At 50.8% G+C, this 25034-nt stretch carries 19 protein-coding genes and 1 pseudogene; 13 read left to right on the top strand and 7 right to left on the bottom strand.

Going from position 1 to position 25034, the window contains the following annotated elements; genetic code table 11:
- The first annotated feature begins 64 nt into the window (after positions 1 to 64).
- The 9 genes and pseudogenes from ACN4EG_RS22195 (at position 65) to ACN4EG_RS22235 (ending at position 10415) form a co-directional block, all read left to right on the top strand.
- A complete protein-coding gene (locus ACN4EG_RS22195) occupies positions 65 to 877 on the top strand; it encodes a restriction endonuclease subunit S (protein ID WP_431632378.1) in 813 nt (270 codons plus the stop codon).
- A gap of 64 nt (positions 878 to 941) precedes the next feature.
- Positions 942 to 1298, top strand: a pseudogene (locus tag ACN4EG_RS22200) (XisI protein).
- A 103-nt stretch (positions 1299 to 1401) separates the two neighbouring features.
- Positions 1402 to 2523, top strand: a complete 1122-nt coding sequence (locus ACN4EG_RS22205) for an AAA family ATPase (RefSeq protein ID WP_431632379.1) — start codon at positions 1402 to 1404, stop codon at positions 2521 to 2523.
- Positions 2523 to 3023 (top strand): hypothetical protein, encoded by a 501-nt coding sequence (locus tag ACN4EG_RS22210; RefSeq protein ID WP_431632380.1) that lies wholly within the window; start codon positions 2523 to 2525, stop codon positions 3021 to 3023. Before ACN4EG_RS22205 ends, ACN4EG_RS22210 begins: the two co-directional genes overlap by 1 nt.
- A gap of 108 nt (positions 3024 to 3131) precedes the next feature.
- Positions 3132 to 3545: an endonuclease domain-containing protein gene (locus ACN4EG_RS22215; RefSeq protein WP_431632381.1), complete on the top strand. Its 414-nt coding sequence runs from the start codon at positions 3132 to 3134 to the stop codon at positions 3543 to 3545.
- Between the two features lie 122 nt (positions 3546 to 3667).
- Complete coding sequence (locus ACN4EG_RS22220) at positions 3668 to 7129, top strand: DEAD/DEAH box helicase family protein (protein WP_431632382.1); 3462 nt, start codon at positions 3668 to 3670, stop codon at positions 7127 to 7129.
- 100 nt (positions 7130 to 7229) lie between these two features.
- Complete coding sequence (locus tag ACN4EG_RS22225; protein ID WP_431632383.1) at positions 7230 to 8600, top strand: Caspase domain-containing protein; 1371 nt, start codon at positions 7230 to 7232, stop codon at positions 8598 to 8600.
- A gap of 113 nt (positions 8601 to 8713) precedes the next feature.
- Complete coding sequence (gene sfsA / locus ACN4EG_RS22230) at positions 8714 to 9448, top strand: DNA/RNA nuclease SfsA (RefSeq protein ID WP_431632384.1); 735 nt, start codon at positions 8714 to 8716, stop codon at positions 9446 to 9448.
- Positions 9449 to 9740: 292 nt separating this feature from the next.
- Positions 9741 to 10415 (top strand): M23 family metallopeptidase, encoded by a 675-nt coding sequence (locus ACN4EG_RS22235; protein WP_431632385.1) that lies wholly within the window; start codon positions 9741 to 9743, stop codon positions 10413 to 10415.
- A 141-nt stretch (positions 10416 to 10556) separates the two neighbouring features.
- Here ACN4EG_RS22235 and ACN4EG_RS22240 read toward each other — a convergent pair whose 3' ends face one another.
- A complete protein-coding gene (locus ACN4EG_RS22240) occupies positions 10557 to 11807 on the bottom strand; it encodes an aldo/keto reductase (RefSeq protein WP_431632386.1) in 1251 nt (416 codons plus the stop codon).
- A 399-nt stretch (positions 11808 to 12206) separates the two neighbouring features.
- Here ACN4EG_RS22240 and ACN4EG_RS22245 point away from each other — a divergent pair, with 399 nt between their 5' ends.
- The 3 genes from ACN4EG_RS22245 (at position 12207) to ACN4EG_RS22255 (ending at position 17713) form a co-directional block, all read left to right on the top strand.
- Positions 12207 to 13250, top strand: a complete 1044-nt coding sequence (locus tag ACN4EG_RS22245) for a DUF2325 domain-containing protein (protein ID WP_431632387.1) — start codon at positions 12207 to 12209, stop codon at positions 13248 to 13250.
- Positions 13251 to 13254: 4 nt separating this feature from the next.
- Complete coding sequence (gene dusB, locus ACN4EG_RS22250) at positions 13255 to 14352, top strand: tRNA dihydrouridine synthase DusB (protein WP_431632388.1); 1098 nt, start codon at positions 13255 to 13257, stop codon at positions 14350 to 14352.
- A gap of 1150 nt (positions 14353 to 15502) precedes the next feature.
- The gene (locus ACN4EG_RS22255) at positions 15503 to 17713 is read left to right on the top strand and encodes a GAF domain-containing sensor histidine kinase (RefSeq protein WP_431632389.1); all 2211 of its coding nucleotides are present in this window, start codon (positions 15503 to 15505) and stop codon (positions 17711 to 17713) included.
- Here ACN4EG_RS22255 and truB read toward each other — a convergent pair.
- From truB to ACN4EG_RS22285, 6 genes are all read right to left on the bottom strand, one after another.
- Positions 17710 to 18609 carry a tRNA pseudouridine(55) synthase TruB gene (gene truB / locus ACN4EG_RS22260; RefSeq protein ID WP_431632391.1) on the bottom strand — a complete coding sequence of 300 codons (900 nt, stop codon included), beginning with the start codon at positions 18607 to 18609 and terminating at the stop codon, positions 17710 to 17712. The genes ACN4EG_RS22255 and truB overlap by 4 nt on opposite strands.
- A 100-nt stretch (positions 18610 to 18709) precedes the next feature.
- A complete protein-coding gene (locus ACN4EG_RS22265; RefSeq protein WP_431632392.1) occupies positions 18710 to 20398 on the bottom strand; it encodes an alpha/beta hydrolase in 1689 nt (562 codons plus the stop codon).
- A 159-nt stretch (positions 20399 to 20557) separates the two neighbouring features.
- Entirely contained in the window at positions 20558 to 21130 is a 573-nt protein-coding gene (locus tag ACN4EG_RS22270; RefSeq protein ID WP_431632393.1) for a PadR family transcriptional regulator, read from the bottom strand.
- A gap of 75 nt (positions 21131 to 21205) precedes the next feature.
- Positions 21206 to 22525 carry a M16 family metallopeptidase gene (locus tag ACN4EG_RS22275; RefSeq protein WP_431632394.1) on the bottom strand — a complete coding sequence of 440 codons (1320 nt, stop codon included), beginning with the start codon at positions 22523 to 22525 and terminating at the stop codon, positions 21206 to 21208.
- Between the two features lie 225 nt (positions 22526 to 22750).
- A complete protein-coding gene (locus tag ACN4EG_RS22280) occupies positions 22751 to 23281 on the bottom strand; it encodes a L,D-transpeptidase (protein ID WP_431632395.1) in 531 nt (176 codons plus the stop codon).
- 203 nt (positions 23282 to 23484) lie between these two features.
- Positions 23485 to 23607 (bottom strand): hypothetical protein, encoded by a 123-nt coding sequence (locus ACN4EG_RS22285; protein WP_431632396.1) that lies wholly within the window; start codon positions 23605 to 23607, stop codon positions 23485 to 23487.
- A gap of 61 nt (positions 23608 to 23668) precedes the next feature.
- Between ACN4EG_RS22285 and ACN4EG_RS22290 the strand changes: the two genes are divergently transcribed.
- Complete coding sequence (locus tag ACN4EG_RS22290) at positions 23669 to 24970, top strand: hypothetical protein (protein ID WP_431632397.1); 1302 nt, start codon at positions 23669 to 23671, stop codon at positions 24968 to 24970.
- Positions 24971 to 25034 lie beyond the last annotated feature (64 nt).

Consider the following 25034-nt stretch of genomic DNA (forward strand, 5'->3'; position numbering starts at 1 on the left):
AGATTCAGCATGAGAAGGCTCTGGGCTACTGCTTCACATTATCCATTATTTCCCAACACGTCTAATGGTTGGAGTAGCCCAGCCAAATATTAGCTCTAGGCAGCTTGAAGAAATACAACTTCCCCTCCCCCCGATCGAAGAACAAAAACGTATTGCTGCCATTCTTGATCAGGCGGAGGAACTCCGATCGCAGCGGCGAAAAGCGATCGGGCTGTTGGATGAGTTGGTTCGATCGGTTTTTCTGGAGATGTTTGGTGATCCAGTAACAAATCCGAAAGGATGGGATGAATCAAAAAAATTAGGTGAAGTTGCAAACATAGTATCTGGAATTACAAAAGGCCGTAAAATCAATAGTAAGTCAACACGGGAAGTCTCATACTTGGCAGTTTTGAACGTTCAAGATCGGCAGTTAAATCTTGAAACTGTGAAAACCATTGACGCTACGGAAGAAGAAATCACACGCTATCGGCTTCAAAAAAATGACTTGCTTTTAACAGAGGGTGGAGATCCTGATAAATTAGGCCGAGGTACACTTTGGAATAATGAGCTTGATGAATGTATTCACCAAAACCATGTATTCCGTGTCAGGTTATCTGTTGATAATATTCATCCACTGTTTTTGAATTGGTTGGTCGGTAGTCAAAGGGGGAAAACATATTTTCTAAAGTCAGCCAAGCAGACTACAGGTATTGCATCTATCAATATGACTCAACTCAAAGGATTTCCTTTGTTCATTCCTCCCCTCCCCCTCCAACAAGAATTCGCCCAACGGGTCGCCGCGATCGAAACCCTCAAGGCCAACCATCGCCAATCCCTCGCCAAACTCGACCAACTCTTCGCCAGCCTGCAACACCGCGCCTTTCGGGGAGAATTGTAGAATCGATCAATCATTTGACCCAGGAGGCGATCGTCCAATGGCTGTAGAACAGTATCGGTAATACATTCGTCAACTTCTTTCAGAACGCGCCCAACGTGCCGCCAAACAACATCGCAACGAAAAAGAATACGAAGTGCAAGCTATCTTCGATAATGAGCATGACCACTACCAGCTTCTCCACGTCGGCTGGCGCAACGATCGTCGTTAATTTGGCTGCATCCTCCACCTCGACATCAAAAACGGCAAAATCTGGATTCAACACGACGGCACCGAAATCGGCATCGCCAACCAACTCGTCCAACTCGGCGTCCCCAAACAAGACATCATCCTCGCCTTCCACGAACCCGAAGTCCGCCAATACCCCGACTTCGGCACCGCAGACGATGACACACCCACCCTGCAACCCCCAGAACCCGCTTAGCGACCCGTAGCCCCCATTAAGAACCCGCGATCGGCCCCCTTGCTACAATAGACACACAGTTCCATAGCCTGCCACACCGCACCTTTCGAGGGGAATCGTAACCATGACCGCCATCCTAACCGAATTTACCCTCACCAACTTCAAAAGCTACCACCAGGCCCATTTACCCCTAGGCCCGCTCACCCTCCTGATCGGCGCGAATGCATCCGGAAAAAGCAACGCGATCGAAGCCTTAAAAATCATTCACTGGATGGCAGCAACAACACGCCTCCCCCATCATCACGATCGAATTTCACAAGAGCTTGTTAGCCTAGATGTACGAGGCAATGAAGCTTCATTTTTCTACAACCAAACCCATGCCCCTTGCATTTTAAGTTGCTCCTTTAATAACAATCCTAACCATCAATACATAGTCCAAATCGAGCAAGATAATCATGATTTTGGGATTGTTTATGAATATGCAACCACCGCACAATTTGATACTTCTCCCCTCAGCCTCCAAATTCTGAAAAATCTCCTCTTCATTGATGCAATTCCGTCAGCCATGCGTGAATACAGCGTCAAAGGCAAAAAACACCTCACCAACAACGGCAGCAACCTCTCCAGCGTCCTCTACCACCTCTGCCAAACCCCCAGCCACCAACAAACCCTCCTCGACTTCATCCAAAGCCTCCCCGAACAAGCCATTCGTAGCATCGGCTTCATCGAAACCCCTCGCAACGAAGTCATGCTCACCCTCACCGAAACCTTCGGCCACCAAGAACGAGACTACGACATCACCCTCCTCTCCGACGGCACCCTCCGCGTCCTCGCGATCGCTACCGCCCTCCTCTCCGCCCCCGAAGGCAGCCTCATCGTCATCGAAGAAATTGACAACGGTATCCACCCCAGCCGCGCCCAGCACCTCCTCACCAAAATTCGCGAAATCGCCGATCGGCGTCACCTCCGCGTCCTCCTCTCCACCCACAACCCCGCCCTCATGGACGCGCTGCCTGACGAAGCCCTCAGCGATGTCGTCTTCTGCTACCGCGACCCCGAAAATGGCGACAGCCGCCTCACCCGCCTCGGCGACATCGACAACTTCCCAGCCTTAGTCTCCCAGGGATCCCTCGGTCACTTAGTCACCGCTGGCATCGTCGATCGCTTCATCAAACATCCCACCACCCCCGAAGAGCGCAAACAAAAAGCCCTGGAATGGATTCAGGCATTGGAGGAGAGCGCCTAATGTCGAGTCAGCGTGTAATGTCCAGCATTGCTCTTATTGATACCAGCATCTTTCTCAACGTGCTCAACGTTCCTCACTGCAACCAATTCCGAGACAAAGTACTCCAAGACTTCAAAGACTACACTAAAGCCGGATGTACCTTCCTCCTCCCCATGGCAACCATTCTCGAAACCGGCAACCACATCGCACAAAACGGAGACGGCAATCAGCGCCGCAAAACAGCCCAATCCTTTGTTTGCACCATTCAGCAAAGTTTTTCCGGAGAAAGCCCTTGGCAACCGATCGACTTTCCCAGTCCCCAAGCCATCAGCACCTGGCTCCACCAGTTTCCAGATTTAGCAGGCCAAAACAAAAGCTCCAAAAAATTAGAAGGAACCAGCTTTGGCGATCTCACAATCATTCAAGACTTCAAGAAAACCTGCCAGCGCTTCCCCCTGCGCGAAGTCTTCATCTGGTCATTAGATCAAGATTTAGCAAAATACCATCAACCTCCTAAATAATTACGCCGCTTTGCCCCCGGCCCCTCTCCCAGTGCTGGGCGAGGGGAGATCGATCGCGTGCGGTATCGATCGGGAACTCTAGGCACATAGCCAGATCCGTTTCCGCCCATGACCGAGCTTTATAACCGCACAGAATTCAAAGATCGTCGCCGTGAACTGCGGCGCACCGTCCCACCCGCCGAGCAACACCTGTGGCCCCACCTCCGTAACCGCCGCCTAGAACAGTGCAAATTTCGTCGGCAGTATGGCATCGATCGCTACGTCATCGACTTCTACGCTCCAGAATTGAAACTAGCGATCGAAATTGACGGCAGTAGCCACGACACCCCCCAAGCCCAGCAATACGACGCCATGCGGCAAGCATTCATCGAATCCACAGGCGCGATCGTCCTACGATTTAAAAATCAGCAAGTCTACGAAGACTTAAACGGAGTATTAGCCTCGATCGGTCAGACCATTCAACAACTCCGACAAAAGCGTTCTTCCCAAACCCAACCCTCCCCAACCCAGGAAAAAGCCTAAACCCTCCAGTCCCCTCTCCTTACCCAAGGAGAGGGCTAGGGAGAGGTCCACCCTCCGGAAAATCCCGCTATCCTGAGAATAATTGTGCGTATCCGCATCTCAATTCCCAGCAAATCCCACCCATGACCAGCCCCCACTTCCAGCACCTCAAAGCCGAATGGCCCCGCCTCTACGAAGCCACCACCAAAGCCGAACAACTCGCCCACACCGACCCCCGCACCGCCTGCTTCTACAGCCGCCGCGCCCTCGAAATCGCCGTCCAATGGCTCTACGACTGCGACCCCAGCCTCACCCCACCCTACAAAACCGACCTCTCCATCCTCATCGCTGAACCCAGCTTCAAACGCCTCCTCGGGGAAGCCCTCCACACCAAATGCGACCTCATCCGCAAAATCGGCAACAACGCCGTCCACAGCAACAGCCGCCCCATTACTCCCCAAGACGCCCTCACCGCCCTCCAAGAACTCTTCCACCTCGGCTACTGGATCGCCCGCCGCTACGCCCTCAAAGCCACCTCCAAACCCGACCCCACCCTCCGCTTCCAACCCGATCGCCTGCCTAAAACTGCCCCCCTCCCGCCCCAAACGATCGCCCAACTGCAAACCCTCGAAGCCGACCTCCAAGCCAAAGACCAAGCCATCGCCGCCGCCAAAGCCGCCAATACCACCCTCCAGGCAGAAGTAGATACCCTCAAGGCCCAACTTGCCGCCGCCATCCCCCAAAACATCGCCCCCCCCGACATCCACGACTTCAACGAAGCCCAAACCCGCGATCGCTACATCGACCTCCTACTGCAAGAAGCGGGCTGGCCCCTCGATCAAAAACGCGATCGAGAATTTCCCGTGAGCGGCATGCCCAACAAAACCGGAGACGGCTACATCGATTACGTCCTCTGGGGCAGCAATGGCCTGCCCCTCGCGATCGTCGAAGCCAAACGCACCCGCCGCAACCCCCTCGAAGGACAACAACAAGCCAAACTTTACGCCGATTGCCTTGAGCAACAGTACGGCCAACGCCCTGTCATCTTCTACACCAACGGCTACAACCACATCATCTGGGATGACACTAACTATCCCCCACGATCCATCAATGGATTTCTCAAGCAAGACGAACTGGAACGCTTGATCCAACGCCGCACCACCCAACAGCCCCTAGGCACCGCTGACATCAGCCACACCATCGCCGGACGCCACTACCAAACCCGCGCCATCCGCAAAATCTGCGAATCCTTCCAAAAAGACAAAGAACGCAAAGCCCTCGTCGTTATGGCGACCGGCTCTGGCAAAACCCGCACCGTCATTGCCCTCTGTGACCTACTCATGCGCTGCAACTGGGTCAAGCGCGTCCTCTTCCTCGCCGATCGCGTCGCCCTCGTTAACCAAGCCACCAACGCCTTCAAACAACATCTCCCCGGCTCCAGCCCCGTTAACCTCGTCACCGAAAAAAATAACGAAGGCCGCATTTATCTCTCCACCTATCCCACAATGATGGGATTGATTGATCAAAAACAAGAAGGCTTGTGTAAATTCGGTGTTGGCCACTTTGATCTAATCATCATTGACGAAGCCCATCGATCGGTTTACCAAAAATACCGCGCTATCTTCAATCACTTCGACGCCCTCCTTGTCGGCCTCACCGCCACCCCCAAAGACGAAATCGATCGCAACACCTACAGCCTCTTCAACCTCGAAACCGGAGTTCCCACCGACGTCTACGCCCTCGAAGACGCCATTAAAGACGGCTACCTAGTGCCGCCCAACGCCGTTTCTGTCCCCCTCAAATTCCAACGGGAAGGCATTAAGTACGACGAACTCTCCGAAGCCGAACAAGCCGACTGGGAAGACCTCGACTGGGATGAAGAGGGCACCGTGCCCGATCGGGTCGAAGCCGCCGCCGTTAACCAATGGCTATTCAACACCGACACCGTTGACAAAGTCCTAGCCCACCTCATGACCCGAGGCCAAAAAGTCGCCGGGGGCGATCGCCTCGGCAAAACCATCATCTTTGCTAAAAACAACGACCACGCGGAATTTATCTACAACCGCTTCAACGCCAACTATCCCCACCACAAAGGCGAATTTGCTCGCATCATCACCCACAAAACTGAATATGCCCAAAGTTTAATTGATCACTTTGCATTCGTAGACAAAGCTCCCCATATTGCCATTTCCGTTGACATGCTCGACACTGGAATTGATATCCCCGAAGTTGTCAATCTGGTATTTTTTAAACTCGTCCGTTCCAAAACCAAATTTTGGCAAATGATTGGGCGGGGAACTCGCCTTTGCCCAGACCTTTTTGGTCCCGATCGTCCCAAGGAATTCTTTTATATTTTTGACTATTGCCAAAACCTAGAATATTTCAGCCAAAATCCCACCCCTACCGAAGGCGCAAGCTCCGACTCCCTCAGCAAACGCCTCTTCACCAAACGCCTAGAGCTCCTCACCGCCCTTGATCGCACCCCTAGTCCCCGCACCACCGCCGAAGCCCCCGTCGCCTACACCGTCGATCGCTTCACCACCGATCGCGAAGTCCGCCGCGCGATCGCCCAGCAGTTGCACAGCGAAGTTAGCGCCATGAACTTGGATAACTTCATCGTTCGTCCCCATCGGGAATTCGTTGAACGCTATCGCAACCTCGAACGCTGGCAAACGCTGCAACCGGAACAATTCAGTGAACTCAATCGCTACATTGCCGGATTACCCACCGAATTACCTAACGAGCGAGAAGAAGCCAAGCGATTTGACCTGCTGATATTGCAGCTTCAGCTTACCCGCTTGAACCCTGAGCAAGATCGCCACCAGTCTGCCCGCCCTGATAGCCGCCTCACTCGCCTACGTCGTTCACTCCAGGACATTCTCGCCAGCCTAGAAACCATCAACATCCCCGCAATCCAAGCGCAACTGTCCTTAATTCAGGATATGCAAACCGATGGCTGGTGGGACAATGCCACCGTTGCGCTGCTCGAAAACGCCCGTCGTCACCTGCGAAACCTCGTCCACCACATCGAGAAAAAACAACGCAAAATTATCTATACCGACTTCACCGATGAACTCGGAACGGAAACAGAAATTGCCATGGAAGCCTTTGGGACTTGGAATGAGTTCGATCGCTTCCGGGCCAAAGCAAGACAATTTCTAACAGCCCACCAGCATCACATCACCATCCAGAAACTCCGCTTCAGCCAACCCTTGACCACCACAGACCTTGGTGAATTAGAACGAATGCTTTTGGAAGCCGGAATCGCCTCCCCGGAAGACCTCGAACAAGCCAAACAAACCAGTCTAGGACTCGGTGCATTTATTCGCTCTCTAGTGGGTCTCGATCGGGAAGCTGCCAAACAAGCCTTTGCTGAATTTCTTTCAGAATCCGTCGCTTCTGCTAATCAAATCGAATTCATTAACCTCATCATCGATTACCTTACCCACCATGGCATCATGGAGCCGAGCTTGCTGTACGAATCTCCCTTTACTGACCTCAACGACCAAGGCCCCGATGGCGTCTTCACCCCCCAACAAGCTGATTCACTTTTTGCAGTCCTACAAACCCTGCAAAATTCCACTCTCCCAGTCCAAGCAGCCTAACAGACTACCCTAGACAGGAATGCCTAGAAATGGCTATGGTGAAACTAGGTTGCATCAAGTCTCTCCTGTCATCACTATTCTGTTGTAACGAATCTGTCCTATGACTCAAATTTGGCGTTGGATTGCGGGTATTACAGGAAGTATGCTGTCAGGGAGTCTGTTACTGGGGGGCTGTCTTGCAGAGAAAATCGACCCCGATCGAGCGGTCGATCGTCCCGCCAAGGCTCAGGCTCAGCCCCTGGTAACTCGCCCGAAGCCCACCCAAAAGCCTGCCCAGCAGCCTTCAGATCGATCGCAGCCTGCCGCCCAGAGCCCTCAGCCCTCCCATCAGCAATTCTTAGTCCTCTCCGGTGGTGGCTCCCCCGAGTCGAATGAAATCGCGATCGAGAAAAACGTTTTATATTTCCAGCGAACCCTGAAGACTTTGGGATTCAACCCTAAACAAGCAGCCATTTGGTTCGCCAACGGCAACACCGGGGAAAAAACGGTTCGTTTTTTGGACAAGCAGAATGAAGAAACATTCAAAGCACCAGAAATCCACCATCTTAACGGTGCATCAACCGTTGAGAATGTTAAGCAATCACTGCAAAAACAGCAGAACTTAAAACCACTATTTTTCTACTTTACAGGTCACGGATACCACAATAAAGAAAATGAAAATGATAATGCAATGATTCTCTGGAAAAATCGATTTCTGACAGTGAAGAAATTTACTAAAATGCTGGATCAATTGCCACCGAAGAAACCAGTCGTTTCTGTAATGGTGCAATGCTACGCTGGTGCATTTGCCAACTTAATTTATGAAGGCGGCAATCCTAAAAATCCCGTTGCGCACCACGATCGCTGTGGCTTTTTTGCAACCGTCAAGCAACTCCCCTCCGTCGGCTGCACCCCGGAAGTCAATGAAGCTGATTATGAAGACTACAGTTCCAGCTTTTTTGCGGGTCTGAGTGGTATCAATCGCGTGGGCCAACCGGTTGAATCTGCTGACTACGATCGCAACGGACGGATTGCCTTTCGGGAAGCCCATGCCTTTGCCAAAGTCGATGAACAAGCCGCCGACTTGCCCATTTCCACCTCAGAGGCTTGGTTACAGGAACAACTGAGCAAAACCGATCGCGATCGTATCTTAGAAAAACCAATCAACCAGTGGCTGAAATTTGCTCGCCCTGAACAGCGCCACGTCGTCACCACCCTGACCCAACGGTTGAAATTGAATCCCCAACTCTCCTTAACCACCAACCTGGAACGGAACCCCGTCAAAGAAGCAGATGAATTGGCAAATACCTATGCAGGGCGGTTAACCATGGAACTCTGGAACATTGGTGCGGAACAAAAAATTCGGCAGTCCTCCCCCAAGGCGAAATCATTCCCCAAGGCGAAATCATTAGACCCGAAAGCCAAGCCCCAGACCGCGATCGGAATTTTGGAAAAGCTGCTGAACTGCGAAGCGGCTTCGCTCAATGCCTAGTCTGCATACCGCACCCACCCACCGATGACGCTGAACTTTCCCAGGGATGCCTATTTTTTCCAGGGGTACAAATCGCGGTAATCTTGGGGGGCAGTTCTGGTTCGATCTCGTCCATGTCCGATTTGATTTACCGCTATCCTCCCTTAATTTCCGGCACCCTGCTGACCCGCTACAAACGGTTCTTTGCCGATGTGGAGTTGGACAACGGAGACATCGTGACGGCCCACTGTCCCAATACAGGGCCAATGACAGGCATCTATCGCCCTGGCCATCGCGTTTTACTGTCCAAAAGTGACAGCAAAACCCGCAAATTGCCCTACACCTGGGAAATGATTGAACTGCACGATCGCGATCAACCCGTGTGGGTCGGCGTGAATACCGGACTGCCCAACAAAGTCACTAAACTCGCGATCGAACAACGCATCCTTCCCACGTTGCAAGACTACGAGACCCTACGCCACGAAGTCCCCTACGGCCAAGAAAAAAGCCGCATCGATTTTCTCCTCACCACGACTGACAAACCGATCTACGTCGAAGTCAAAAACACCACTTGGACCGATGGCAGCCTCGCTCTCTTTCCTGACACAGTGACCACCCGTGGCCAAAAACACATTCGCGAGTTGATGGCACTGCTTCCCGATGCCCGCGCCGTCATGCTGTACTTCATCAACCGGGGAGACTGCGATCGCTTTGCACCAGGCGATAGCAAAGACCCCCTCTACGGTAAATTACTGCGAGAAGCCGTCGCTCAGGGCCTGGAAATCCTACCCTGTTGTTTCGACATCAGCCCCACAGGGATTCGTTATCAAGGGTTGGCACAACTGAGCTTGTCCTCTGCTCCGGACTAGAGAATCCGATCGTTGTGACTACAGTTGCCAAAAAATCTGACGAAATTAATTTTTATTCATGATTTTCGATCGCCCGTGAGAATACCTAAATCAGGGCTTCGGAACACTAAATCTTGGACAACTTAAAACAAGTGGGTTCAAAAAAAAGTTTGTGTGTTTAAATGGGCGGAGATTCCCTAAATATCTTCGGTTCCACGGTTTATCGATCCCTTTTTTCCTCGTACGAACCGCCCTTTTTGAGGGTGCAAAGTTTGCTGCGAACAAGATTGCGAACAAGATTTGTTGAAAGACCATGAAGCAAGTGATCCAAGCACTTAGACAATACTGCAAGTTAGGTTGCTGCAAGTTAGGTTCGGTGAGCCGTCTGTTTATTCCCATGGGGTTGGGACTCGTCATCACCCTCAGCCTGTCGTGGTTAGGGCATCACGCTGTCAACGCATTTGAAGCCAATCAGTATGCAACTGGAAGCAGTACCTGGCAGGGTGCATCGTTCCCCGTCGAAAATTTCCAAGGCTACACCTCTCCCTTTGGGTATCGTACTTCGCCCACCGGCGGCGGTACCCAGTTCCATCGCGGTCTAGATATGGCAGCGCCTGAAGGGAGTTACATTCGGAGTTGGTGGACGGGCAAGGTCGTGGAAGTTTCCGATGACTCTGCCTGCGGAACGTCAGTGGTGATCGAATCGGGTGAGTGGGAACACATCTATTGCCACATGCAAGGCCATGTCGAGCGCGATAGCCAAGGACGGCCCTACATGATCGATCGGGGCGGCGGTCTGCAAATCTACGAAGGCCAAGACATTAGCGCTGGCACCCGCATTGGACGAGTGGGGATGACGGGCAGAACCACAGGCCCACACCTCCATTGGGGGTTGAAATATGCCAAGCAATGGGTCGATCCAGCTTTGGTTCTCCGCGCAATGTACGCTGAGCAAAGCCGGACGCAGACAATTTCTAGCCAACTTTAGTTTCTAGCCAACCTTAGTTTCTAGCCAGCCTTCAGTCAAGTTGCGAGATCTGGATAAACAGGGCAAAGGAAACCGATCCTTCGGATTGCCCTGTTTTCTAGTACCTAGCGCGCCTCAGCCGCCCGATCGTTCATTTCAGCCCTAGTCCGTTTGGGATAGGCGCTTCACCTCTTCACCCGCTAATAGGTCATGGGTTTCTCGGAGCAGTTGCGGAATTCGGTCTGCAAAGGGACTCTTGCTCAGCAACGATTGCAAGTTTTCGGGATTAATATTTTCCGCCCGACTACCTGGGAACCAGTGACTGGCTTGGCCTAGGAGGTTGTAGCGCATCTTGGCGTAGTCTTTCATATCGTAGGCTAGTGCCAGGTTGCGCAGCCAAAGGATCACTGGAATATTCAAGCGTCCTGGGGTTTCATCCACCGTTGGCAGTCCAACTGACCAGTGATGCCACCAATCTGCGCCGAGGGTGTCGATCGCCGCCTGCTCCAACCGCTGAAGGATCGGTTCCAGGATCTCCGTCGCCCGATCGAGGAGGGGGAGTGTCCTCAGATGCTCATCAAAGTCGCTTGGCCTAGCTGCTCCAATGCTCAAGGTATGGATTTGGGGATGGCTGAGGCAAAACAGGTTATTAAACACGATCGGGCTCAGGGGCGCGCAGAGATCAACCAGTTTTGTGGGGGGATCGTAGAGTTTGCCGCCTTTATCGGAGGGGCTGATGATGAAAACGCCCATATCATGGCGGGTCGCCGCTTCGATCGCCGGCCAATTGTTCTGGTTGATGTAATACCAATGGAGGTTGACATAATCGAAGGCATCGGTCTCGATCGCCTGGACAATTACCTCCGTTGGAGCATGGGTGGAAAAGCCAATAAATCGCGCCTTGCCTTGGGCTTGCAACTGCTGGGCCACCGCCAAACAGCCCCCCGGTTTGAGGCAATCTTCTAAATGGCTCGCCGAATTAATCCCATGGATCGCTAACAAATCCACGTAATCCACCTGCAAATAAGCCAACGATCGCTCAAATTCCTCGAAAAACTTCGGCCCCTCCTCCTTTACTAATATTTTTGTCTGTAGAATAATATGATCACGGGGCAGTTGATCGAGCAATTGAGCTAAGACGGGGCCTAACTGGAGTTCTGAAGTTCCGTAGGCCCGAGCCGTTTCGATATGGGTAATCCCTAATTCCAAGGCCCGTCGCACGGTGCGTTCCACGTTCTCTTGGTTGTCCGGGGGAATGGGATGGGGTGGCGTTTCATTCCACGTGTATTGATATCGCATCCCCCCGCAGGAAAACACTGGCATCTTGAGCTGCGTGCGTCCAAATCGTCGATATTGCATGACAGGCCGATTCATAGTTCTCAGTTCCGATTCCGATCGAGGACTCACACTCATTCACAACAATTTTCTTGAAACTTTCTTCAACTCAACTGTAGCAATCTAGAATAAAGATGGTGAAAATCACCCAGGTGGGTGATCCTGATCAAACCTGATTGGGAATTCTGAGCATATCAGAGCGCCGACATTAGCCGAACTAGGTGCTTTAAACCTTCGCTAGAGATGCCCCTCTGCTAGGCTTGCTAGGTACTATAAAAATGGAGATGTTTATTCCTATCCGGTTGATTAATAGCCATCCTAGTTCTATCTTCAGAGGAGGTTTTAGCGTAATCTTGGCGTAATCACAGATAGCAAAAGGTTATATTCACGAATCTTTCACTAATAGAAGCCAGATTTGGAGTCTCAGCCTGACCAGTCCATCTTTCCCTGTTTATCCTTTAGCTTAGTTAACTGACTATGAACCTTGCAGATCTTGATCAATTAGAAGTTTCCGTTACGTCACTGGTGTCAGAGGCCGAAGAAGAATTAGAAAGACAACGATTGCATAGACAGCGAGCGGAACGTATTGAGAAACGGAGGGTAGAGATTGCGAGTCGATTAAATGGATTGTTAACGAAGGTTGAGTCCGCGATCGCAGCGTTTTCCAAAGCGGAAATGGCGGACAATGAAAAATACCTTGCCCTGAAAACCCAAGCAGATCAGGTCAAAGAGCACCTAAACCACTTGGATGAACTGGCTGAAGCAGCGGTTGATGAAGAAATTGAGCAAGAATTACTTGAAGTTGAAGAACGAAGATTAGATGAGCGATCGGCGGTCGACCTATCCCAGTGGCGGCAGGAGTTGAAGGAAGATTTGTTGGAATTGATTGCTGAACAAGATGATTTTTATGACGCCACCGATGCAGCCATCACTATTTATGGGTATCGCCATGATCTAAAGGCAGTCCCCGGGGCCCTTGAAGAAGTTGTAGAAGCCCTAGTTAAACAAATTAACGACAATAGCGATCGTGGCCCCGTTGCCCGTATCCAAGGCACCCACGAAAGCGCCCTGCAATTCATCTATAACAAAGCTTGGGAAAACCGAGGCAACCGCCCCCGCAATACCGATCTTCAACCCCAAGTGCGCCACCGCAAAACCGAGAAACGCCCCAATCCCTACACCGATCTGGCGGGCAAGGTGGTTATTTTTGGTGGCCACGATCGGCTGTATACTGCTGTTCGCAACCGCCTCCGGGAATCGGAGGTGGAACTGGTGTGGTGTACAGCTCAGGAAGGGTTAAACCGAGCCGAGCAGATCGAATCCCATATTCCCACCGCCGATCTGGTCATGATTTTGACGGGATATGCCAGCCACAAGTTGACTGAAAAAGCCAAACATGCCGCCCAGAAAACGGGAAAACAGATCGAAATGATCAATACAACTGGATTGGTAACGGTGTTGGAGGCGATCGCCTACAATCTCAAGGTCAAGTCCTTGGTGAAGCGGCCTAAATATTCCTAACGCCATGCCTGTCCTTTCCCTTGACCTCCAAGCGCGGCTGGCTCAGCCCCTACAAATTGGGAACGTCACGCTGTTCAGCCGGGTTTTGCAATCGCCTCTTTCTGGGGTCACTGACTTGGTGTTTCGGCGGCTGGTGCGGCGCTATGCCCCAGATTCCATGATGTATACCGAAATGGTGCAAGCCTCCAGTCTGCGCCATCTACGGGAGATTCCCACCATCATGGAACTCGATCCCCAAGAGCGGCCTATCAGCATCCAACTATTCGACTGTCGGCCTGACTTTTTAGCGGAAGCGGCACAGAAGGCCGTGGCAGAAGGGGCCGATACCGTGGATATCAACATGGGTTGCCCAGTCAATAAGATCACCAAAAATGGCGGAGGATCTTCACTGCTACGGCAACCGGAACTGGCCGCAACGATCGTTCGGGAAGTGGTCGCGGCGGTCAATGTTCCCGTGACGGTTAAGACTCGCATTGGCTGGGACAAGGACGAAATTAATATCCTAGACTTTGCCCAGCAACTGGAAGCGGCGGGCGCAAAAATGCTGACGGTTCATGGTCGCACCCGATCCCAAGGCTACCAGGGATCGGCAAAGTGGGAGTGGATCCGTCGGGTGAAATCGGTACTGTCTATTCCTGTGATTGCCAATGGCGATATTTTCTCAGTGAAAGCGGCAGTGCAATGTTTGGAGGAAACGGGGGCAGATGGGGTCATGTGTTCCCGAGGAACGTTGGGCTATCCCTTTTTGGTGGGGGAGGTGGATTATTTCCTGAAGCGGGGAGAACTGAAACCCACGCCCACGATCGTTGAGCGGCTCCAATGCGCCCGTGACCATTTAGAAATGCTGGTGGCTTACAAGGGTGATCGCGGGGTCTATCAATCGCGGAAACATATGGCTTGGTATTGCAAGGGCTTCGTCGGTGCGTCGGAATTGCGCAGTCAGTTAAGCCAAATTGCCTCCTTAGAGGAAGGGGTAGCCTTGCTCGATCGTGCGATCGGTGCGGCCCAATCCCAAATAGATGCAGATCCGAAGTCCGATCGAGCTACCCATTTGGCCTATGCAGATCAGGTTAGTCAAGTACAACAAGTGAAACTATTGTGAGGGATGGATAACCCCGACTAAAACAGATCCCTAGGAAACTTCCTGGAGATCCTAGGGGGCTACCGTCATGGTGAGTGAAGCAGTGGGTTGTAGATGATTCCTGGTGCCAAACATCCAGCAAGATTACCCAATCCGTCTCTAATATCGATTGGTCGATCTATTGGTAGATTTGACTACACTTTTCTAGTCTCATATCCCTTAAAGTATCTCCTTGGTAAAATTAGTTGGAGTGAACCGTTTCCTCAAGACCCGGTCAACTAACCCAGCCAACCAGAACAATGGGTTATGCAAAGTCGCTTGGAATGGGTATTTACCTTGAAACCCAAATTAGGTGGCTCCAAAAGTTGATACAGTTTAAGCAACTTTTTACCCATCATGGGTTCTAGAATCCCCCTTCTCCTCTAGTTAATAAAATTCAGCTTAATAAAATTCAGCACTGTACACCATCAGAACCTGCAAGTTATGCTGATAGACTGAATCTCAAAGAATGACAGTTGTAAGTTCTGATTCTGCAAATTGCGATTGTACTTAGACGTTGAGAGTTTAGACGTTGAGAGTTTAGACGTTGAAAGTATCTTCTCGTGGAGGATGCGTTGAAGCTAAGGGATTTGCAAAGAAATAATATCCCCTCTTCATTCCCCTACCCTTTTACTCTCCTACCCCTACCCAATTGGGATTTTATTTATGCGCTGTTCCCTAAGAGCCCCTTCTATAGTTGAGAGCCCTGATGAGGTGAGACTCTAATAGATTTTATTCAGGGAGAAGCTTTTTTGAAAAATATCTATTTTAATCAGACAAACACTAAAGTTATTGAATTTTAGTTGATCTTACAGTCTAGTTTTAGTGAATACTAGACCTATCAAGGATCACTGTGCGCTGAACTTTGTTGGTAGGTCAGTTAAGTTAAACTACTGGATTCAGCGATCGTTAGTTCATGGGTGCATTTACGGTTTAACTCGATCGGGTTAAACGATTCATTAACCAACCAATGGTTTACGAGGAAGGGTTTACGAGGAGAAATTTAATCATTGGGATTCCATGGAATTCCACACAGTGACCATATATAGTTTCTCCAATCGAAAATCTTGCATTAGTCCGTAATGTCCTGTGTTCTCTCAGTTATTTGAGTTTGTTTGTGAAGCCATTTCCAATGATTGATCACCAAGGAGCTGCGCTGCGGCAAATCATCGATCGCATTCGGAGTTCCCTAGAGCTACGAGTTGTTCTACAAACTGCGGTGGATGAAATTACTGCTTTACTAAACCTCGATCGGTGTACGTTTTTCTGGTATTTCCAGGATACCCAGCGCATTCAGTTAGTCTGTGAAAGCGGTTTTTCGGATTCTCCAGACAGCCGGGTTGCAACAGCCTCTGGCATTCGAAATTCAAAAACACCGCCCATGGTGCGACTCGGCTACTATCCCCTCGAAATCTTTGGTCAATTTACCCAGGCAATCACCCAAGGAGAATTATTAATTCAACCAACTCCCATCACCCTACCGCCCCCGTTGCAATGGTTAGGACGGTGGTTGCCCGCTACACCCACCAAGATGTCCTCTCAGCCATCGCCCATTTGGGGCACCCAAGCCAATTTAATGGTACCTTGCCCAACGCAGGATGGCACGTTAGGGTTTATTGGTTGCTTGTCCAATCACCCCCGGCGATGGACAGTCACAGAAGTTGAATTATTACAAACCATTGCCCAGCAACTCGCGATCGCCATTGAACAGGCACAACGCTACGAGCAAACTCAAAAGCAAGCCCAGCGAGAACAGTTAGTCAACCAAATTACCGCCCAAACCCGCCAAAGTTTTGAATTGCCGACCATTCTCAAGGGCGCGATCGCGCAGTTATTAGAGGTGTTACAAGTCGATCGATGTCTTGTTCACTTAGTGGATGAAATCCCCCACGACGAAACATCGGATAAGGCGATCGGAGGGAAAGCTCGGGTTTCCCAGTATGCCGTTTCCCAGGAAAAGCATCTCTACGAAGTTTGTCGCCCCCCATTTGAAGTGTCTACCAACGAATTTGATGTGCATGGCCCCATTACCCAGTGGGTGATGGCCAATCAACGGCGGGTCGTGATTTCTAATGTGGCAACCGATCCTCGCATTGGCCCAGATAACCCTGAGTACCAGCGGGCGGAAATTAAATCTTCTTTGGTTGTTCCGGTGCAAACTAAAGAAACCTTGCACGCCATCTTGTACTTGAACCAATGTTCCCACATCCGCTTTTGGTCGAAAAATGATCAAAAGTTGGCGCAGGCGGTGGCCGATCAGTTGGCAATTTCCATTCAACAGGCGCGGCTTTTTGCCAAAACTCAACAACAGGCGATCGAGAGTGCAGCCCAAGCACGCCATTTAGAAGCCACCCTCCAAGAGTTACGGTTGACCCAAGCCCAGTTGATTCAGAGCGAAAAAATGTCCAGCCTGGGACGGATGGTCGCAGGGATTGCCCACGAAATTAATAATCCCATTAACTTTGTGCTGGGTAACTTAACCCATGTAGGCACATACATGGAAGATCTTGCCACACTGATCAAAGCCTACCAACATCGCTATCCCAATCCCTCTTTGGAGTTGCAGGATCTCCAAGACAATCTGGATTTAGAGTTTATTTTGACAGATTTGCCCTCAACTCTGAAATCCATGAAAAGCGGTGCTGAGCGGGTTCGTAGCATTATTTTGTCACTACGCAACTTTTCGCGATTGGATGAGGCCGATTACAAAGCTGTAGACATCCATGAAGGCATTGAAAGCACATTGACGATCTTACAAAGTTACATCCGTGAAGACATTACCATCACTCGTCAATACAGTGAGTTTCCCAAGGTGAAATGCTATCCCCGTCAAATTAATCAGGCGTTACTGAACATTTTAATGAATGCTGTGGAAGCATTAACGGATTGTTCGAGAACAGAGAAAATGATTACGATCGTCACCCACTTGATTCCTCACAGTTGGATAAACCCTGACGTTACAGAGAATCTTGCTGAACCCGAGGCAACTTTACGCATTGTAATTAAAGACAATGGGCCAGGAATTGAACCGAATGTGCAATCCAAAATCTTCGATCCATTTTTTACGACAAAAGAAGTGGGCCAAGGAACGGGGTTGGGGCTCACGGTTAGTTATCAAACGATTGTGGATCAGCATCAAGGCCGACTTAAGCTGATCTCCCAGCCGGGACAGGGGGCTGAGTTTGTGATTGAACTGCCGGTTGTAGTAGAGGTTTCTTCTGGCTTTCCGCGAGGTCGATCGCCCCGAATGTCACCTACAACGCGCGCTTCTGCCAGCCATCTCCTTGCCAGTCCTCCGCCTAACTCACCGGAAGCTTGCACATTGCATGTTGTTTCCAGTTAACTTCCCGGTTCGTAGACCATTGCGGGCCGCAGTAACCAGCCATCTTCCAGGGCTTCTAAACGCGAAACCCCTAGGAACTGCCCTGTTTCTGCATGGATGCGTACCCATTCCGCGATCGCTTGCGTTACCTCTGGAAAAAAGATGCGTTGCCCTAAACACCAACGCCGAGCGAGTTCTGCCTCTAAGATCCAAATCGGTAGAGACTGTAACGCCTGCTCCGGTGGTATGGGGTGAAATTCGTTGGCTTCCATCTGTTGCGCGATCGTGTCGAGCGTCAAACTGGTGGCTAAATCAAACCCACCACTCGCGGTGCGGGTCAGTCCAGCCAGCGTGGCTCCTGTCCCGATCGCTTGGCCCAAATCGCGGGCGATCGCGCGAATATACGTGCCACCCCCACACACCACCGCAAGATCGATTTCGGGAAACATCCCACTGCGCCACTCTAGGATCTCGATCGCGGATACCTCCACCGTCCGCATCGGCACATCCACCACTTTTCCCGATCGGGCCAGATCGTACAGCCGCTGTCCCTGCACCTGAATCGCACTAAAGGCAGGGGGAATTTGTTCAAGGGTGCCAATAAATTTGGGAATGACTGCTTGCACTGTTGCCAACGTCAATTGAGGGACGGCCTCTTGGGTCAGAATTTCCCCTTCCAAATCATCGGTATTTGTTGTTAGGCCAAACCGCACGATCGCCCGATAGGCTTTTGTAGCGGGCAGAAATTGCAAGAGCCGAGTGGCTCGTCCGACGGCGATCGGCAATACCCCATCTGCTGCTGGATCTAAGGTGCCCGCATGGCCAATTTTTTTCGTTTTGAGCAATCGCCGTAGCCGTGATACACAATCATGGGAGGTCATGCCCAGCGGCTTATTCAGGTTGAGGAATCCATCCATGATCGAACACTTTCTCCATCGGGAAACAAACCCATCAACAAACAGCAAAGTTAATGGGAAAGTAATCACTTTGCTGATTTTTGAGACACGAGATGTTAATCTATCGACGCACCTGCGTAGGATCAAATTGAGTGACCAGGCTGAGACGCAACGGATTTTGACTAATGGATTGGGTATAGTTTGCAGTCAGGTACGGACGAAATTCAGGTTGATTCATAACGTAGGTGCCGAAAAACGCTAAGCTCAGCCCATTCAAATAACGTCGGGCTAGTAGAGGGTTAGGGCCAATCAATTCCGGTGGAATCGGTAAGGAGTTATTACGGGAATCGGAATCGGCTAGGAATGAAAAATGGGTTCCCCGATCGACCATCACGAGATATCGTTCCGGGGTATGGAGCCAAGTAAACGGTAGAACTTGTTCCAGAATCGATGGAGCAACGGTATCTGCATTGCCAGTAATCATCATCGTGGGCACTTTGATTTGGCTGATACTCTCTGCCCCCAAAGCCACACTACCAATGGGGTTGACCGCAATGACTGCCGCCACTCGGGGATCGCCCAAATAGTAAGTCTGATTGGACAGTTGCGCCGCTAGACATTGTAGTACTAGTGAAATGTTGAAGGTATTAACCTGCCTTTCCGGGGTGCACTGGGTCTTTGCCAAGGATTTGCCATTCAGTGGTGCGCCCGCCAAGGCCAAGGCCGTATAGCCTCCAAAGGATTGGCCGAGAACACCGACCCGTTGCAAATTAATGGATCGTAAACGACTATCCCCTTGGGCCTTTCTAGTCAGTTCGTCCAGTAAAAATGTAATATCCAAGGGCCGATCGTGGAATTCACTCGGTTCGGTCACTTCATCGGTCAGTCCTCGCAGCAACGCTCGCATTTGTCTAGCATTACTACCGGGATGTTCTGGGACTGCAACGGCAAACCCATGGGACGCTAAATGCTCGGCCAGGTATTTAAAGGTATTTAAATCAGATCCCAATCCATGGGAAATCACGACAAGTGGGACTGTATTGGTCGATCGTGTCACCGATCTCGGTAAATAGAGATTCATCGGGAACGATCGCCGTTTGACAAAGCCCGTCGAACTGACCCGACCCTCATCCCGCAAATTGAACGGCAATACATCCCAACTCGTTCGGCCCCGTTGGGTCAGATCCCCCAATGGTGTGGGGAGGGGCAAACTACTCACCCCTTGATTCGCTTGCGCTTCGATCGCTTTTGTATACAAATTTGTCCAAGTGACCAGTTTTTCTAGCTCATCGGCAATCTGGAGGGTGCGAAACAGATCGACGCGAATGCCTCGGGTAGGGAAATTGCGCACCACATTCAGGGGAGACAGTCCTTTTTGTCGATCGACCGCCGCTAAAATTAATGCTGCCCGAATCGCCTTGGCCCCATCCGTCCGTGCTTCTGGCTGGATCACCTGGCCCAACCGCCCCAGCAAAATTTCCCCCTGGGGACTGTAGAGAAACTGGGAAATCGCGATCGGACTGAGTTCTGCCTTGGCCTTGAGCACCGATCGTAGTTGTTGGCGCTGTTCCGCATTCACGTAACTGGTGTAGACATACAGGTCATCACTCAGTTCCCCCGAATCAGCGTACTTTTCCAACTCCTCAAAGGAGATCGATCGCTCCAGCAATCCGTAGGACAAATAAATTCGCTCTGCCGCTCGGGCGGGGACTGGTGCGATCGCTGTGGCAATCAAGCCCCCACCTAACAGCATGAGGCATTGTTTGAGCAGGGAGGAAGGGGCCAAAGAAGACAAGGAAAAGACACGCATGGAACTGGGAGACTTTGATTCAGACACCAAAATAGCATTCTCCCTGGAAATCGAGGTGGTTAGTGATCAGATTGCAATGTTAAAGTCTGAGTCAAGCCTGCTAGGGCTGAACCTGCCTATGCAATGGGTCAAGTGCTGCACAAGTTTACTCTAGGAATCTCAGGACGATCTAGCAACCATTCCTTCAGCGTTTGCCTCAAGGTTCAAGGCTGCGATCGCCTCTTCACACCAAGCCAGCCAACTTTCTTCGTAGCGTATACCATTCCGTAGGGTGAGATAACGACACCGTTTGTCCCAGGGCATCGTTTCGAGCGGCTGATGGAAACATTCCGCCTCAATTGAACGATAGGTTTGGAGCGTAACTTGGTGCTGTTGACGGTGGTGCTGGAGTTCCTGAAGTAACACCCTAGGCGACACATTTCCCCCACCAAAGACTTTGACTAGCAAATCATCCTTAACAGGGGAGACTTCGGTTGGTGTGGCAATCCAAGTTTGCAAAAGCTCCCGTCCTGCCTCAGTAATGGTCAGCAGTCGCTTATCGGGCCGTCCCTCCTGATGCACGATCGCACTAGAGAGATAGCCTTGTTCTTCCATCTTGGCTAGTTCGCGATAGATCTGCTGCTGGCTGGCGTACCAAAAGTACCCCACTGATCCCGCAAACCGCTTAGACAAGTCATAGCCACTGCAAGGCGTTTCCGAGATCGCAACCAAAATGGCATGGGATAACGCCATATGTCCCCCCAATTAAATACTCACCTTGTTGAGTATAACGTTCTTGCTGAATATGGCGTTGGTGGGTCTCCAGCATCACGCACTGGGTTTAACGACCACCACCCCATAGGCATTGGGAGTGAGATATTTTTGGGCTGCGGCTTGTAAGGCTTGGGGCGTGAGCGATCGCACCCGATCGGCATAGGTATAGACCGGATCTAGACTGCCCGTCATTGCATAGTAATAGCCATAGAGGTTTGTGCGATCGCTGGGCGTTTCGTTCCCAAACACAAATTGATTCGCCACTTGGATACAGACCTTTTCTAGTTCTGCCGCTGGAATTAACTCTGTTTGCAGGCGTTGTACATGGTCAATCATCGCCGCTTCCACAGTTTCCACATATTCCACGGGCAATTGGGCCGTTACGCAAAACAGTCCTTGGTGCTGATAGGTGATGTTGGTTGCACCGATGCCGGATACCAGACCGCGCTGTTCCCGCAGATCCTGTACCAGCCGTGCCGTGCGACCGTGGCCCAGAATATTGGACAGAACATCCAAGGCATAGGTTTCTTCCAAATCCACCACCCCAGGAACGCGCCAGATCACCATCAATCGCGCCTGCTGCAATGTCGGATCCACAAATTCTTGGCGGATAATTTGCTGGAAGGGCTGTTCCCCGGCGAAGGTGGGTCGCTCCGGGAGCGATCGCTGGCCGATCGACGACCCCGTCGATCGATGCGTGCCCCCCGTCCATTGCTCACAACTGCGCTCTACAGTGTGAATTAATTCTTCTACGGGCAGATTGCCCACAGCGACGGCGGTCATTTGCTGGGGCTGATACCAATGGCGATGGAAGTCTAGCATTTGACGAGAGGTCAGTTGCTCAATCACCGAAGTTGGCCCCAAGACGGGACGGCGATAGGGCAAGGTGCTAAAGCCCAAATCCAGCATGTGTTGATAAGTACGCCGACGGGCATTGTCATCCGATCGGCGAATTTCTTCTAAAACCACTTGGCGTTCCCGCTCAAAACCTTCGGCGGGAATGGCTGCATTCAACAGCACATCCAATTGCAATGGAGCTAAGTCAGCAAAATCCTGGGGCGCGGTGGTGATGTAGTAGTGGGTGTAGTCATGGCTAGTTGCGGCATTGGTGACGGCTCCCCGCTCTTCAATGCGATATTCAAATTCCCCACTGGCTAGCTGCTCAGTGCCTTTGAAAATCATGTGTTCCAGGAAGTGTGCCATGCCGTTAATGTCGTCACTTTCCACGATCGAACCCACATTCAGCCACAGGTTCAGCGTGACTGCATCAACGGGCATCTGTTCAGCAATGACGGTCATGCCATTGGCCAGACGGTGAATGGTTGGGACATTCAATGGGGTAACTTGTGGGGTTCGAACGAGAATTGAAGTCATTCTTGGCCTCAGAATTTGCCCTAGAGGGGCGATCGCGTCTATTGACGCCCTCTAGAGGTTGTTCCTATTTATCTTAATGCCCGAAGGAGAGATACCGCAGCCCAAAAGTTAGCCCTAATTGACAATTCTGAATTGTCAATCCAAAAATAGCAGCCCAGAAATTGCTATCTGGCTTCTGTAAATTGCATCCAGTGAATTGCATCCAGCCAATTGCATTTCATTGGCTCAATGGTGAATCACGACAGGCGTCCCAACCCTAGCCCAGTTATAGAGCCATTGCGCCGCATCGGGAGCCATATTGACGCAGCCATGACTCACAGGAGTGCCGAAGCTACTATGCCAATACGCACCATGAATGGCGTAGTTGCCGGAATAGAACATCGCATGGGGAACATCGGGCACTTCGTAGTCTGCACCGCGCATGGTCACCGATCGGAATTTTTCTTGAATTTCAAAAACGCCTGTCCGCGTGGGGGTGGAAGCTTTACCCGTGGAAACGATTTTGGCATCGATCCAGCGTTTCCCTTCCCAAGCAATCAGTCGTTGGCTGGATAGATCAATTTCAATCCAACGCTGTTGAGATTTTTTGAGGCTAGCAATTTCTTTTTGAATATAGCTAGAGGCTTCAGCGGCGGGAGGCGTGAAGGGTGTCTGCCATACCCCCGGAGCCAACGGTACCATGACGCTGGCTAGCACGATCGCGCTCAAAATTTGTTTCGATACCTGTCTTGCCCAAGACGGAGAAAGACCCAACATAACCGAAATCCTCACGAAAGAATGGTGAATGAAGCTGAATGACACCTCTGATTTTTATACTGCCCACAGAAAGGAGCTGATGCAAGCTGTTGCAGCAACCGAGGCTGAATTTTGCAATTTAATGCGTGGGTAGATAATGTATGGATAGAGAACGATCCAAGATCCAAGAGTCTCCCTTCGAAGTCATAGAAAGGATATCAACTCTACGATCGCCCCAAGTAGCGGCAGCAACGGCTTTGGTAGATAACATCAGCTACAAGTTCCACCCGCCCAATTCCTGAAAGGGCAAACCCAGCGGTGAACTTTATACTGGAAACATCAGGCATTCACGCTCCATCCAGCATAATAAACTCTCGGCATATATTTTTAGGAGTCCAGACAATCCCCATGGTTGAACTAGAACAAGCCCCTCTCAATCCAACGGTAATGAAGACGATCGAACGGCTGCGGTATCGAGTGACCGTCGGCGACGTTGCGACTCAGTCGGGGTTAGATCTGGCTACGACTGAGCGGGAAATTCAAGCGATCGCGGCAGCCGTAGGGGGACATTTACAGGTTACGGAAACCGGGGATATTGCCTACAAGTTCCCTGAAAATTTTCGGGATATTCTGCGGAATAAGTTTTGGCAACTTCAATTTCGGGAATCGTTGCAGAAAATTTGGACAGTAACATTTTATCTGATTCGGTTAGCGTTTGGAGCGTCATTACTGATTCTGCTGACTCTCGTTATCATCGGTGTAATTGTCAGCATTTCTTTCTACAAGTCTGATTCCTCTCGGAATGACAACGATCGTAGTTTTGGGACTTGGTTTAATTTCAATCCTTTCTGGTTATTTGACTTTAATTCATTACGTCCCGGTCGGCCCCGCTATCGGGAGGGCGATCGACCCACGAATTTCCTAGAAGCTATCTTTTCCTTTGTATTTGGAGATGGTGATCCAAACCGTAATTTAGAAGAGCAGCGGTGGCAGGCGATCGGGCAGGTGATTCGGCACCATCGCGGCGTGGTGGTTGCGGAACAGGTAACACCGTTTTTGGATGAGTTGGGAACAGGTTTTAGCCAGGAGTATGAGGAATATATGTTGCCTGTGCTAGTGCGATTTGGGGGGAGTCCGGAGGTTAGCGAGACGGGACAATTGGTGTACCGTTTTCCAGAAGTGCAGAAGACTGCGACCCCAAAGTCCCGCAAACAATCCACCGAGACTTTTTTAAAGGAACAGTTATGGCGGTTTAGCAATGCAGATGGCACGCTGTTGACGTGGGCTGCAATGTTGGGAATTCTGTTGTTAATTTTGTCCCTGTGGTCTGCGGGAATTTTGCCGGGTTCATTTCCTGCGCGGGGCATATTTCGATCGATTGCCCAAATTGCGATCGGCTACAGTGGATTTTACTTGGGAGTGCCATTAGTGCGTTGGTTTGCCTTAATGGGCAAAAACGATAAGATTTCTGCCCGCAATCGCGATCGTCAGTTTCGATCGATTCGCTTAGAAGAGCCGGATGCCCAAATCCAAGAAAAGCTCCAGTTCGCCCAACAGTTTGCTCAAATGCAGGCGATCGATGAGGCAAATTTGGCTTATACAACGGAGCGAGATCTACTCGATCAAGAAATTGAACAACGGGACAAACTAGATGCTGATTGGGAGAAACGCCTAAATGAATCTCAAAAGCGACAACGAAAAATTCTCTAGGGGATTTGCAAAGAAATAATATCCCCTCTTCATTCCCCTACCCTCCTACCCTTTTACTCTCCTA

The sequence above is a fragment of the Alkalinema pantanalense CENA528 genome (genome assembly GCF_050753345.1).
GTDB classification, from domain to species: domain Bacteria; phylum Cyanobacteriota; class Cyanobacteriia; order Leptolyngbyales; family Leptolyngbyaceae; genus Alkalinema; species Alkalinema pantanalense.

Excerpts from the sequence above, each read along its gene's own strand:
- ACN4EG_RS22235 (WP_431632385.1), top strand. The coding sequence starts at position 9,741 with ATGAAGCAAGTGATCCAAGCACTTAGACAATACTGCAAGTTAGGTTGC.
- truB (WP_431632391.1), bottom strand. The coding sequence starts at position 18,609 with ATGGATGGATTCCTCAACCTGAATAAGCCGCTGGGCATGACCTCCCAT.
- ACN4EG_RS22280 (WP_431632395.1), bottom strand. The coding sequence starts at position 23,281 with ATGTTGGGTCTTTCTCCGTCTTGGGCAAGACAGGTATCGAAACAAATT.
- ACN4EG_RS22265 (WP_431632392.1), bottom strand. The coding sequence starts at position 20,398 with ATGCGTGTCTTTTCCTTGTCTTCTTTGGCCCCTTCCTCCCTGCTCAAA.
- ACN4EG_RS22290 (WP_431632397.1), top strand. The coding sequence starts at position 23,669 with ATGGTTGAACTAGAACAAGCCCCTCTCAATCCAACGGTAATGAAGACG.
- ACN4EG_RS22210 (WP_431632380.1), top strand. The coding sequence starts at position 2,523 with ATGTCGAGTCAGCGTGTAATGTCCAGCATTGCTCTTATTGATACCAGC.
- sfsA (WP_431632384.1), top strand. The coding sequence starts at position 8,714 with ATGTCCGATTTGATTTACCGCTATCCTCCCTTAATTTCCGGCACCCTG.
- ACN4EG_RS22215 (WP_431632381.1), top strand. The coding sequence starts at position 3,132 with ATGACCGAGCTTTATAACCGCACAGAATTCAAAGATCGTCGCCGTGAA.
- ACN4EG_RS22255 (WP_431632389.1), top strand. The coding sequence starts at position 15,503 with ATGATTGATCACCAAGGAGCTGCGCTGCGGCAAATCATCGATCGCATT.
- ACN4EG_RS22220 (WP_431632382.1), top strand. The coding sequence starts at position 3,668 with ATGACCAGCCCCCACTTCCAGCACCTCAAAGCCGAATGGCCCCGCCTC.
- ACN4EG_RS22245 (WP_431632387.1), top strand. The coding sequence starts at position 12,207 with ATGAACCTTGCAGATCTTGATCAATTAGAAGTTTCCGTTACGTCACTG.
- ACN4EG_RS22275 (WP_431632394.1), bottom strand. The coding sequence starts at position 22,525 with ATGACTTCAATTCTCGTTCGAACCCCACAAGTTACCCCATTGAATGTC.
- ACN4EG_RS22240 (WP_431632386.1), bottom strand. The coding sequence starts at position 11,807 with ATGAGTGTGAGTCCTCGATCGGAATCGGAACTGAGAACTATGAATCGG.
- ACN4EG_RS22205 (WP_431632379.1), top strand. The coding sequence starts at position 1,402 with ATGACCGCCATCCTAACCGAATTTACCCTCACCAACTTCAAAAGCTAC.
- dusB (WP_431632388.1), top strand. The coding sequence starts at position 13,255 with ATGCCTGTCCTTTCCCTTGACCTCCAAGCGCGGCTGGCTCAGCCCCTA.
- ACN4EG_RS22270 (WP_431632393.1), bottom strand. The coding sequence starts at position 21,130 with ATGGCGTTATCCCATGCCATTTTGGTTGCGATCTCGGAAACGCCTTGC.
- ACN4EG_RS22225 (WP_431632383.1), top strand. The coding sequence starts at position 7,230 with ATGACTCAAATTTGGCGTTGGATTGCGGGTATTACAGGAAGTATGCTG.
- ACN4EG_RS22195 (WP_431632378.1), top strand. The coding sequence starts at position 65 with ATGGTTGGAGTAGCCCAGCCAAATATTAGCTCTAGGCAGCTTGAAGAA.
- ACN4EG_RS22285 (WP_431632396.1), bottom strand. The coding sequence starts at position 23,607 with ATGCCTGATGTTTCCAGTATAAAGTTCACCGCTGGGTTTGCCCTTTCA.